Origin of the sequence: Brevibacterium sp. FME17 (genome assembly GCF_014897515.1) — a bacterium.
Taxonomy (GTDB): Bacteria; Actinomycetota; Actinomycetes; order Actinomycetales; family Brevibacteriaceae; genus Brevibacterium.
The window spans coordinates 150,129-162,018 of record NZ_JABUYD010000002.1 but is presented as its reverse complement, the minus strand read 5'-3'; the positions used below and the strand labels follow the sequence as shown (position 1 = coordinate 162,018).

General features: G+C 62.3%; 9 protein-coding genes. 7 read left to right on the top strand and 2 right to left on the bottom strand.

The annotated features are described in order from the left end of the window. The first annotated feature begins 5 nt into the window (after positions 1–5). The 3 genes from INT40_RS02675 to INT40_RS02665 all read left to right on the top strand — a co-directional run bounded on the left by INT40_RS02675 (position 6) and on the right by INT40_RS02665 (position 4,049). On the top strand, positions 6–1,502 hold the full coding sequence (locus INT40_RS02675) for an MFS transporter (RefSeq protein WP_193095416.1): 1,497 nt from the start codon (positions 6–8) through the stop codon (positions 1,500–1,502). Between the two features lie 290 nt (positions 1,503–1,792). Further along, positions 1,793–3,310 carry an NCS1 family nucleobase:cation symporter-1 gene (locus INT40_RS02670; RefSeq protein ID WP_193095415.1) on the top strand — a complete coding sequence of 506 codons (1,518 nt, stop codon included), beginning with the start codon at positions 1,793–1,795 and terminating at the stop codon, positions 3,308–3,310. Between the two features lie 13 nt (positions 3,311–3,323). After that, a complete protein-coding gene (locus INT40_RS02665; protein WP_101569756.1) occupies positions 3,324–4,049 on the top strand; it encodes an aspartate/glutamate racemase family protein in 726 nt (241 codons plus the stop codon). Positions 4,050–4,051: 2 nt separating this feature from the next. Here the strand turns inward: INT40_RS02665 and INT40_RS02660 are convergent, their stop codons facing one another. Then, positions 4,052–4,840 (bottom strand): GntR family transcriptional regulator, encoded by a 789-nt coding sequence (locus INT40_RS02660; RefSeq protein ID WP_319021917.1) that lies wholly within the window; start codon positions 4,838–4,840, stop codon positions 4,052–4,054. Positions 4,841–4,864: 24 nt separating this feature from the next. Beyond that, positions 4,865–6,535 (bottom strand): DUF885 domain-containing protein, encoded by a 1,671-nt coding sequence (locus INT40_RS02655; protein ID WP_193095414.1) that lies wholly within the window; start codon positions 6,533–6,535, stop codon positions 4,865–4,867. A 287-nt stretch (positions 6,536–6,822) separates the two neighbouring features. On the opposite strand from INT40_RS02655, the gene INT40_RS02650 reads away from it, so the two are divergent. From INT40_RS02650 to INT40_RS02635, 4 genes are all read left to right on the top strand, one after another. Further along, positions 6,823–8,019: an MFS transporter gene (locus INT40_RS02650; RefSeq protein ID WP_193095413.1), complete on the top strand. Its 1,197-nt coding sequence runs from the start codon at positions 6,823–6,825 to the stop codon at positions 8,017–8,019. Between the two features lie 115 nt (positions 8,020–8,134). Continuing rightward, positions 8,135–8,932 carry a carbon-nitrogen hydrolase family protein gene (locus INT40_RS02645; protein WP_193095412.1) on the top strand — a complete coding sequence of 266 codons (798 nt, stop codon included), beginning with the start codon at positions 8,135–8,137 and terminating at the stop codon, positions 8,930–8,932. A gap of 71 nt (positions 8,933–9,003) precedes the next feature. After that, the gene (locus tag INT40_RS02640) at positions 9,004–9,837 is read left to right on the top strand and encodes a TetR/AcrR family transcriptional regulator (protein WP_193095411.1); all 834 of its coding nucleotides are present in this window, start codon (positions 9,004–9,006) and stop codon (positions 9,835–9,837) included. Next, positions 9,834–11,669 (top strand): MDR family MFS transporter, encoded by a 1,836-nt coding sequence (locus INT40_RS02635; RefSeq protein ID WP_226830659.1) that lies wholly within the window; start codon positions 9,834–9,836, stop codon positions 11,667–11,669. The genes INT40_RS02640 and INT40_RS02635 overlap by 4 nt, the downstream gene beginning before the upstream one ends. Positions 11,670–11,890: the final 221 nt, after the last annotated feature.

Genomic DNA, 11,890 nt, shown 5'->3' with positions numbered 1-11,890 from the left:
CGATTGTGAATAGTCCAGAACCGGCCGGCACTTCGGCACACGCACCAGATACCACCAGCACAGGACGCACGTCCTCGCGAATCATCCGCAGTGCCTCCGACATCCATTCGGTCCTCGCGGAATTCGGATCCCAAGGCACGAAGACCAAAGCCGTCATCATCCTGGCCCTGGGCGGGATCTTCATGGACGCCTACGACTTCTCGTCCCTGGCCTTCGGCATCACCGCGATCAAGGAACAATTCGGGCTCTCAGGGTTCATGACCGGTCTCGTCAACGCTTCGATCATGGTCGGCGCGGTCATCGGTGCGCTGTTCGGCGGCTACCTGGTCGACCGGTTCGGACGCTACAAACTCTTCATGGCCGATATGGTCTTCTTCGTCGTCGCCGCCATAGGCTGTGCCCTGGCTCCCAACGAATGGGTTCTCATCTTCTTCCGATTCGTCATGGGCATCGGAGTCGGACTCGACCTCCCCGTGGCGATGGCCTTCCTCGCCGAATTCTCCAAACTCAAGGGCAAGGGCAACCGTTCGCAGCGCGTCAACGCGTGGTCACCCGCCTGGTACATCGCCACCGGAATCGGCTACCTCGTCGTCCTCATCATCTTCATCAGCCTGCCCTATGACCAGCACGCCATCCTCTGGCGCCTCGTCGTTGGATTCGGTGCCGTCCCTGCCCTCGTCGTGCTCCTCGTGCGCCGCCGCTACCTTGCCGAATCACCGGAGTGGCTGGCCAATCAGGGGGACCTGCGTGCGGCGGTCGACGTCATGCGCTCACACCACAACCTCGACGTGAAACTCGCCGCCGAAGTCGATGGTGCCAAGACGGCTGCCCCAGAGGTCGACAGGCAGACTTCCACGCCGGGACGCGGCGGAAAGTGGAGCGGGTTCGCTGAACTCTTCGCCCCGCAGTACCGTGTGCGCACGATCGTCGCCCTCTGCGTGTCCGTCTTCTCCACTTTCGGATACAACGCCGTCGCCTACGGCACTCCGCTGATCATCACGACTCTGTTCCATCAGACGCCGCTGGTCACGATCATCGCTTCACTCGTGATCAACCTCGGCTTCGGTGCCGTCGGCGGCCTCTTGGGCATGAGCATCGTCAACCGGTTCGGCACCCGCCGCATCACCCTCGTCGGCTTCGTGATCCAAGCAGTGGCACTGGCCCTGTTGGCGCTCGTCGGCATCCCCTCAGGTGCTCTCGTGCTCGTGTCCGTGGCGATGCTCGCAGCCTTCGTCTTCGCACAGGCCGGTGGACCCGGAGCCAACCTGATGAACTACGCGACCCTGTCCTACCCGACGAGGCTGCGCGGAATCGGCATCGGCTTCAACCAGTCCGTGCTGCGTGCCTTCTCGATCGTCTCCCTCATCATGTTCCCGATTCTGGCTGGTTCCATGGGCACCGGAGTCTTCTGGGTCGTCGCCTGTGCACCCCTGGCCGGAGCCATCGCGGTGGGCATCGTGAAATGGGATCCGACCGCAAAAGACGTGGAGGAGGAGATCTGATCCTCTAAATCAGACGACCTGAGGGGGTATGTCCACTCTACGACGCCTTCGAAAACTAAATGGTATGCCAAAAATGTGACCCTATCCCGAGGGCCCGCAGGCCTGTGGTCAGCGGCGGAAGGTGGCGCACGGTCGCTGTAGTTGACGCGATGTAAGGCAGGAAAGCGCGGGCGCCATTGCGAACCCTCTGTGACTCAGGTTACGCTGAGGTCGACAGAACTCGCCGTCACAGCGCTGTGATTCAAATTTTGGTATCCCAGCGATGTGCTCTTCAGATTTGAGTGACACCCATGGCAAAGACCGAGGCCATCCAGGACTCCGCGCCCAAATGGATGGGGCCGAGCCCTGAGCAGTTGGCGGCTCATCGAATCAGCTCGCGATTCTACAACTCGGATCTGGCACCCAGTCAGAAGGAAGGGCGCAGCTGGACCGCCTACAGCGTCTTCACCCTCTGGGCCAATGACGTCCACTCACTCGGCAACTACGGGTTCGCGCTCGGTCTCTTCGCCCTCGGCCTGGGGGCCTGGCAGATTCTCGTCGCACTGCTCGTCGGGGCCGCCCTGCTCTTCTTCCTGCTCACGCTCTCCGGTTTCATGGGGCATAAGACAGGCGTGCCCTATCCGGTGATGAGCCGCATCGCCTTCGGCATCCACGGTGCGCAGCTGGCAGCCTCGGTGCGCGGAGTCGTCGCCATCGCGTGGTTCGGCATCCAGACATATCTGGCCTCCAGTGTTCTCAATGTCCTGCTCATCATGCTCGTGCCCGGCCTTCAGTCGTGGGCCGACACAGAGTTCCTCGGTCTCTCCGGTCTGGGCTGGTTCTCGTTCACCCTGCTCTGGATCGTCCAGGTCATCATCGTCAGCTACGGCATGGAGATGATCCGCAAATATGAGGCCATCGCCGGACCGATCATCCTCGTCACCTTCGTGTCTCTGGCTATCTGGATGCTCGCTCGCGTCGACTTCTCCATCTCCTGGGCCCGCGACGGAGCCCTGTCCGGTTGGCCGATGTGGATGCACATCCTCGGCGGAGGGTCCCTGTGGGTCGCTATCTACGGCACCTTCGTCCTCAACTTCTCCGACTTCACCCGCGCCGCGAAGAAGAAGGGGTCGATCGTCGTCGGCAACTTCTGGGGCATCCCGATCAATATGCTCGTCTTCGGCCTCGTCGTGATCTCGCTTGCCGGGGCTCAGTACCAGATCGACGGCACGGTCATCACCTCACCGGCCGATATCGTGCAGACCATCGGCAATCCGATCCTGCTGGCGCTGGCCTCCCTGGCGCTGCTGATCCTCACGATCGCGGTCAACCTGATGGCGAACTTCGTCGCCCCGACCTACGCACTGACGAACATGTTCCCCCGCCACCTCAACTTCCGCAGCGCGGCAATCATCAGCGCAATCATCGGCTTCATCATCCTGCCGTGGAACCTCTATGACTCACCCGTCGTCATCGTCTACTTCCTGGGCGGACTCGGCGCACTGCTGGGGCCCCTGTTCGGTGTCATCATGGTCGACTACTGGGTGATCCGGAAGACGAAGGTCAACGTTCCCGAGCTCTACACCGAGGCCAACGACGGCGAATACTTCTACCACCGGGGGATCAACTGGCGCGCCATCGGAGCCTTCATACCGGCCTCCCTCATCTCCCTTGTCTTCGCCCTCGTTCCCGCGTTCTCCGGATTCTCCGAGTTCTCCTGGTTCAGCGGAGCAGGCATCGCAGCGATCATCTACTTCTTCATCGCCCGTCGCAGCTTCACCTTCCGCGAGGTCGACGGCGAAGAGATCGCAGTGCCCACCACACACTGATTGAGAGCACATCGTGAAAATTCTGATCGTCAACGTGAACACAACCGAGTCCATGACGCAGTCCATCGCCCGTGCGGCACAGGAAGTCGCCTCGGCGGACACCGAGATCATTGCGCTGACGCCCAGCTTCGGAGCTGAGTCCTGCGAAGGCAACGTCGAGAGCTATCTTGCGGCATTAGGGGTCATGGATGCGGTGATGAAATATGAGGGGGACTTCGACGCGGTGATCCAGGCGGGCTACGGCGAGCATGGGCGTGAAGGTCTGCAGGAACTCCTCGACGTACCCGTCATCGACATCACCGAGGCGGGGGCGGCCCTGGCCATGTTCCTCGGCCACAGGTACGCGGTCGTGACGACGCTCGATCGCACCGTGCCTCTCATCGAGGACCGGCTTCTGCTGGCCGGGCTGAACGCTCACTGCACCTCGGTCAGGGCCTCTGGGATGGCCGTGCTCGAGCTGGAGAACCAGCCCGAGCGGGCAGTGGAGGCGATCGCTGATCAAGCCGCCGAGGCGGTCGAACGTGATCGTGCCGAGGCCATCGTCCTCGGATGCGGGGGAATGGCAGACCTCAAGCAGATCATCGTCGAACGCTGCGACGTCCCCGTCGTCGACGGGGTCACCGCCGCCGTGAAACTGGCCGAATCGCTCGTGGGGCTGGGGCTGAAGACCTCGAAGGTCCGCACCTACGCCCCGGCGCGTCCCAAGCAGCTGAACGGGTGGCCCTTCAACGCTGCGTGAGCTCAGTCCTCGTCTGACTCAGTTTCCCTGTCAGAGGCTGTTCCAATGTCTGACTCTGTTCCAATGTCAGAGGCTGTTCCAATGTCTGACTCTGTTCCAATGTCTGACTCTGTACCCTCGTCGACGGCCCGGGCGAGGCGTTCCTTGTGTTTGTCATGCTGGTCCTGACTGGTCCCTAGGTGTCGGGCAGCCAGATCCCTGACCTTCGCCTGATCTCGATGTGCGATCGCGTCGTAGAGCTGGGCGTGCTCGGTGGCGACGAAATCGAGATCGTCGTGCTGACTCAGCTGCCAGCGCATTCGCGAGTCGAGGAGCTCACCGATCTCGGTGAGGAGCCGGTTACCGGAGAGTTCGGTGACGATGGCGTGGAAGTCCGCGGCCGAACGGTGGGCGCCGACGACGTCCCCGGCCTTCGACAGTTCCTTGCCCTTGGCCATGGTGGCTTCGAGCTTGGCCAGGCCCTCACGGTTGTGCCGCTGTGCGGCGAGTTCGAAGGACAGAATGTCAAAGACTGTCCGCACCTCGTTGAGGTCGGCGATGTCACTGGGGGAGAACTCGCGCACGGTTGACCATGTGTTGGGCCGATTGGCCACCAGGCCTTCGGCGGCAAGCTGTTTGAGGGCTTCACGGATCGGCACTCGACTGACGCCGAGTTCCGTTGCCAGGTTCCGTTCCACCAGTTTGCTGCCGGGTGCCCGGACGCCGTCGATGATCTCGTTGCGCAGGATCTCGGTGATCCGTGCGGTCTCTGAGCGCGGGCCCTCGCTGCTCGAACTGTCATTGTTCTTCACCAAGTCATTCTCCCACCAATGTCATCAGCGCTTCATGGCCCGGCCCAGCGTGTCCAGACCGACGGAGCCCAGATTGAGGGCCTTGGTGTGGAAGGCCTTGAGGTCGAAGTCTGCTCCGGCTTCGGCTTTGGCCTCATCGCGGAACTGCTCCCACAGCCGTTGTCCGATCTTGTAGCTCGGGGCCTGTCCAGGCCAGCCGAGGTATCGGCCGAGTTCGAAGGCGAGGAAGGACCGGTCCATAGCGACATTGTCGGTGAGGAACTGCCAGGCTTTCTCTCGGTTCCAGATTCCGCCACCGAGGCTCTCGGGAGCCTCGAGTCCCAGGTGGAAGCCGATGTCGAGGACCACGCGTGCTGCGCGCAGACGCTGGGAGTCAAGCATCCCCAGGTAGTCGCCGGGATCTTTCATGAAGCCGAGGTCGGCCATGAGCTTCTCGGCGTAGAGGGCCCAGCCCTCACCGTGTCCGGAGACCCAGCACATGAGGCGGCGCCAGCGGTTGAGGGTGTCGGAGACATATGTGGCCTGGCCGACCTGCAGGTGATGGCCGGGCACCCCCTCGTGATAGACGGTCGTCTTCTCCTGCCAGGTCGCGAACTCGGTGACGCCTTCGGGCACCGACCACCACATGCGACCAGGGCGGGAGAAGTCGTCGGTGGGTCCGGTGTAGTAGATGCCTCCGGTCGCCGACGGTGCGATCTTGCACTCGATCGTGCGCACCGGCTCCGGAATGTCGAAGTGGGACTTCCCCAGCTCGGTGATCGCCTCATCGGCGACCTTCTGCATCCACTTACGCAGCCCTTCGGCGCCGTGAAGAGTCCGTTCGGGATCATTATTCAGTGTTTCCATGACCTCGAACAGATCGGCACCGGGCTGAATCTTCTCGGCGACCTCACGCTGCTCGGCATCGATGCGAGCAAGCTCCTCGAGCCCCCACGCATACGTTTCATCGAAGTCGACCTCCGCGCCCAGGAAGTCACGCGAATACAAGGCGTAGGCTTCACGCCCGCACGCCTCGTCCTCCGGCGCGGCCGGAAGAAGTTCGGCAGCCAGGAAATCGGCGAGGTGGGCAAACGACTCACGAGCCGCCTCGGCGTGGGTGCTCAGCTGTTGAGTCAACGACGAGGGTACGTCGGTGGCTGCGGAGATGAGCTGGTCGAAATTGCTGCCGGGTTCGGCCAGCGTGCGGGCCTGTTCGATGACCTTCTCGATCTGGATCCGGGCGGAGATCTGACCACGGCTCTTGGCCAGGGACAGAGATTCCTGGTAACCGGCGACGGACGTGGGTACGGCGCCCATCGTCGTATCCACCGTCTCCCAGTCCTGGGTGGTCTCGGTGGGCATGAGGTCGAAGGCGTCGCGGATGGCCTGCAGGGGGGACTCGATGACGTTGAGGCTCGAATGGTTGAACCCGGCCTCGAAGTAGTCGCGATCAACGGTCAGCCGCTCGCGCATCGCATCGATGGTGACGAGGTCGACGTCGTCGAGATCGGCCGTCTTCTCAACCTCGGCGAGCTTCGCCAGCGTCTCGACGGTGAGATCGTTGGAGGCAGCTAGGCCGGCGGGGGAGAAGTCATCGAATCCCTTCGCTCCCTCCAGCCCGAGGTAGAGGGCGAGGGAGGGGGAGAGTGCAAGTGATCTGTCGACATATTCTTCGGCAACGGCATCGACGGCCGAAGGGGTTCTCTTCTGGGTCATGGTCTTCACCCTATATGACTGAGAACACACCGGCTTGTGTCGATCTGCCCCCGGAAGCCGGCGGCGGGAGCCCACGTTCCTCCCGTCGGCTCTCGGGTGACTAGAGCAAGATCACCCCGGGCTGGGTCCCGTGCAGCAGGATCCACCGGATAGCATAGATAGGTTCCCAGCTCGACTGCAGCGGATCAGCCGATCACAGCCGATCGGCCAACTCAGCGGATTGCCCATGGTGGCCGGCGGCCAGGGGACGCAGCGCATCATTCAACAGGAAGAGAGACTGATCTTCAGTGGCACGGGCACAGCTATGGACCAAGGACTTCGTCGTCGGCATCGGCCTCAACCTGTCGATGTCGATGGTGTTCTACCTCCTCATGACGTCCATGGCAGGCTACGCCGTCGCCAGATTCTCGGCAGGGGAAGCCGCAGCCGGATTCGCGTCCTCCTCCTTCGTCGTCGGTGCGGTCGTGGCGCGTGTGCTGACCGGAAAATATCTGGATTTCATCGGCCGCCGGAAACTGCTCATCATCACGATGGCGATCTCCATCCTGGCTTCCGTGGCCTATATCTTCGCCGACACACTTGTCTGGCTCCTTGCCATTCGCATCATCCACGGCATCGCCTTCGGGGCCGGAAACACGGCCATCATGACCGCGATCCAAAGCGTCATCCCGTCCTCTCGCCGAGGTGAAGGCACCGGTTACTTCGGCACCGCCACTACGCTGTCCACCGCTTTAGGGCCGTATCTGGGCGTCGTTCTCCCGCGCGCCTACGACTTCCCGATGCTCTTCGCCGCCTCGGCGTTCATGTCGCTCGTCGCTTTCATCCTCTGCTTCATCATCAAACTGCCGAAGCAGGAACTCAGCGACTACCAGCGGCGCAGCAAATGGCACCTCAAGCTGTCGACACTCGTCGATCCGGCGGGTCTGCGGATCGGGTCGATCATGCTCGTCGTCGGCACTGCATATGCCGCGGCGCTCGTGTTCCTCGCCGGCTATGCCGAGGACAACGGGGTCGCCAGTGCCGCTTCTCTGTTCTTCGTCGCCTTTGCCGCAGCATCACTGGTGGCACGCCTGTTCGTCGGTCGCCTGCAGGACGTGCTGGGCGATAACTTCGTCATCTACCCGGTCTTCATATTCAACCTCATCGGCAATATTCTGCTGGCGATGTGGCCGACCATGACGGGGATCATCCTCGCCGGTGTCTTCGTCGGTCTGGGCTTCGGTTCGCTCATGCCGTGCATGCAGGCGATCGCCGTGAAATCGGTGCCGATGTCGCGAGTCGCCGTCGCCACCTCGTCGTTCTTCCTGCTGCTTGACGCAGGATCAGGCATCGGTCCGATCATCCTCGGCGCCATCATGCCTTTGACCGGCGGCAACGGCATGTTCATGCTCTGCGCAGGACTCGTCGTCCTCGGTATGATCGTCTACACATTCGTCCATGGTCGGCACCGAGGCGGCCGCCCGGGCCGCGAATATCTGCACTGAGGGTTGTACCCAGGCGGAGGGTGGGGACGCTCCCAGGTGGACGGAGGTTTCTCCGCGCGTGCGATCGCGATAGCCTGAATCAACCGCTGACACCCCCGGATCGCAAGGACTGGCCATGAAATTCGCACTCGCGCAGATCAACTCCACCACCACAGTTGCGGACAATCTCGACAAGGTCCGGGACTACACGCACAGGGCCGCCGAAGCGGGAGCGAACTTCGTCGTCTTCCCCGAGGCCACAATGTCTGCGTTCGGCCCCGGTCTGCGCGATGTCGCCGAAGCCAATACGCAGTCCTGGCGAACCGCTATGGCCCAGTTGGCAGCCGAGGCCGATATCACCGTCATCGTGGGTGAATTCGCCACCTCCGGTGAGAAGGTGATCAACCTGCTTGCCGTCTACCCGCCGCAGGGTGAGCGCCGCGATTATGCCAAGATCCATCTCTACGATGCCTTCGGGTTCAAGGAATCAGACACTGTCGTCCCCGGTGAGGACCCCGTAGTCATTGACCTCGACGGTGAGAGCGTCGGGCTGACCCTGTGCTACGACATTCGTTTTCCGAAACTGTTCGCCGAGATCAGTCGCCGCGGTGCCAAGCTCGCCATCGTCTCCGCATCCTGGGGTGCAGGGAAGGGCAAGGTCGAGCAGTGGCAGATCCTGGCCCGGGCAAGGGCGCTGGACAGCAATATGTTCGTCGCAGCCATCGGTCAGGCCGATCCAGAGGTCAGCGGTGTCGAGGTGCCCAAGAAGGGGCCCACAGGTGTCGGCCACAGCCTCGTCTCCGATCCCTTCGGCCACGTTATCTCCTCCCTTGAGGGTGAAGAGGCCCTCGAAGTCGTCGAGGTGGACCTTGCCGGAGCCGATAAGGCCGCCGAGGCGATCCCCGTGCTGGCGAATGCGAAGCTCGGGTACTGAAGCTGGGAATGTGCCTTAAAACACAATAGGTGCACTTGAGGCAAAAATGCACCGAGTGCAATAATGATTCTATGCATTCCACACCTTCTGGCGAGCCTACGCGCGCCGACTCTGCTGCGGCCGAGCCTGCCGACTCCACCGGCGACGCCGCGAGCAGCACAGCCGAGGCAGTTCAGTCCGAGGGCTTGCGCGAACGAAAGAAGCGCAAGCGCGGTCAGGCCCTGCGCCAGGCTGCCCTCGAATTGGCGCTCGAGAACGGCTATTCCAATGTCACCGTCGAAGACATCTGCGAACGCTGTGGAGTCTCACGGCGGACCTTCTTCAACTACTTCTCCAGCAAGGAGGAGGCGCTGCTGGGCCGTTCCGACACCATCTTCGACGATGAGGATCAGTCCGACATCGAAGCCTTCGAAGCAGGCGGTCCGAACGGACGCCTGCTAGCCGACCTCCAGCATCTGCTGGCCTCGGTCGTGCGGACGCGTCTGAATAAGCGCGAAGAGATGCACCAGTACCACCAGCTGATGAAGCAGGATCCCTCGCTCATGCAGGCGCAGATGTCGCGCATGGGCAACAACGAGCGCCTGTTCCGCGAAATGATCCAACGTCGTCTCGACGGGACCTCGGCTTCCGCGGGGAACTCAGCCTCCGCCGGGACCTCAGGTTCCGGCGAGAGCCGCGCACCCACCTCGGCGAGCGAAGCCTCTCCTGATGCCTCCGTCTCTCAGGAATGTCATGACGGCGGCGGTGTGCCCGTCTCCACGCGGGCCGAGGCTCTCGCCGCGTTGGCGATGATGTCGATCAAGGCGACGTTCATGCGTCTGCGCAAGGTCGAGGGCGATCCTGCCCCGGTCATCAAAGAGCTGTTTGACGAACTACGAGACATTTTTGAGGAGGAATCCGCATGAGCTCAGCAACCGCAACTGCTGAGAAGGCACCGATCGTCCTGACCAAGAAGACGATCATCCTGATCTTCTCCGCGCTCATGGCCGCGATGTTCCTGGCGACTCTGGACCAGACGATCGTGTCGACGGCAATGCCGACGATCGTGGGTGAACTCGACGGTGTCGAGCACCAGGCTTGGCTGGTCACCATCTACCTCCTGGCGATGACGATCGTCATGCCCCTGTACGGAAAGTTCGGCGATATGTGGGGCAGGAAGGTCATCTTCCTCGTCGCGATCGCGATCTTCGTCGTCGGCTCGTTCGGGTCCGGCATGTCGCAGAACTTCTGGGAGCTCATCGCTTGGCGCGGCTTCCAGGGCTTGGGCGGCGGCGGTCTGATGATCCTGTCGCAGGCCATCATCGCCGACATCATTCCTGCCAGCGAACGCGGCAAATACATGGGTCCTCTCGGCGGTCTGTTCGCGATCTCCAGCGTGCTCGGACCGGTCCTGGGCGGATTCTTCACCCAGCACATGGACTGGCGCTGGTGCTTCTGGATCAACGTGCCGATCGGCATCGTCGCATTCATCATTGCGCTCTTCGCCCTCAAGCTGCCGAGCCACAAATCGGACAAGAAGATCGACGTACTCGGCATCATCTTCATGGTGGCAGCGACCTCGCAGCTGATCCTCGTGACCAGCTGGGGCGGACACGACTACGACTGGAACTCGCCGACTATCATCTCCCTGATCATCGGCACCGTGGTCGCCGCACTCATCTTCGTCTACGTCGAATCGAAGGTCAGCAACCCGATCATTCCGATCTTCCTGTTCAAGAACAAGACCTTCGTGCTCTCGACGGTCATCGGCCTGCTGCTGGGGCTGGGTATGTTCTCCGCGATGGCGTTCCTGCCTACGTTCATGCAGATGGCATCCGGGACCGACGTGACGGGCTCCGGTCTGCTCATGCTTCCGATGATGGCCGGTGTCATGCTGACCTCTATCGTCTCCGGCTTCATTGTGTCGAAGACCGGCAAGTACAAGATCTACCCGCTCTTCGGCACCCTCATCGCCGGGCTTGCTCTGGCCTGGATGACCACGCTGACGGCCGACACCTCGATGGTGCTCATCGGATGCATGATCTTCACCATGGGCTTCGGCCTGGGCCTGGTCATGCAGATCATCGTCCTCGTGATCCAGAACTCCGTGGCGCCGGAGCTGGTGGGCACCGCGACCTCGACGAACAACTACTTCCGCGAGATCGGTGCCTCGGTGGGCACGGCGCTGTTCGGATCAATCTTCACCTCCAGGCTGGCGGACAAGGTGGGCGAAGCGATGTCGCAGACACCCGGTGGTGCAGGCGGTGGGGGAGGCGCTCCGACCACTGACTCGCTGACACCTGAGTCCGTGGCCTCGTTGCCTGGACCTATCCATGACCTCGTCGTCAACGCCTATGCGGACGCCCTGGCGCCCTCGTTCTGGTACATGGTGCCGGTGTTCATCGTGGCCTTCGTCCTCGCCTGGTTCCTGCCGCAGCTCAAACTCTCCGATGTCGCCGGCATGGTGGCCCGTGGTGAAGCCGTCTACGGCGATGACATGGGCGGACCGACTCGAGGCGTGACGAGCGCTGGCCCTGATTCGGCGATGGCCGACTCGGCGATGGCCGGTTCGGCGACAACAGGCGCGGGGGCGACTGGTTCGGTAATGACCGGCTCGTCGGGCACAGCTGCGGGCTCATCCGGCTCGGCGCAGACTCATGCACGCAGTCCGCAGCGATTGAGCACCGTGACGGTTGAGGGCAGGAGGGTGCCTCGCCCTGGAGCCGATCCGGACAAGGATCAGTACCGGCTGAAGTGAACTGACACGATGCCGCTGACGATGTGCTGACGTGCGGGTGGCATCGAGGGGACCACTTAGCGTCGAGGGGACCAGCTGTAATCAGACCCCTGGACGGTAAGTGGTCCTTTCGGTGACTGGACACGCGGGCCGACGCACTTCGGGCGCCGACAGTACATCTGTCGACGCCCGAAGCGTATGCGGCTGCTCAGCCCTACTCGGCCCTACTGGGCAGGCGAGAT

Excerpts from the sequence above, each read along its gene's own strand:
- INT40_RS02655 (WP_193095414.1), bottom strand. The coding sequence starts at position 6,535 with ATGACCCAGAAGAGAACCCCTTCGGCCGTCGATGCCGTTGCCGAAGAA.
- INT40_RS02640 (WP_193095411.1), top strand. The coding sequence starts at position 9,004 with ATGCATTCCACACCTTCTGGCGAGCCTACGCGCGCCGACTCTGCTGCG.
- INT40_RS02645 (WP_193095412.1), top strand. The coding sequence starts at position 8,135 with ATGAAATTCGCACTCGCGCAGATCAACTCCACCACCACAGTTGCGGAC.
- INT40_RS02670 (WP_193095415.1), top strand. The coding sequence starts at position 1,793 with ATGGCAAAGACCGAGGCCATCCAGGACTCCGCGCCCAAATGGATGGGG.
- INT40_RS02635 (WP_226830659.1), top strand. The coding sequence starts at position 9,834 with ATGAGCTCAGCAACCGCAACTGCTGAGAAGGCACCGATCGTCCTGACC.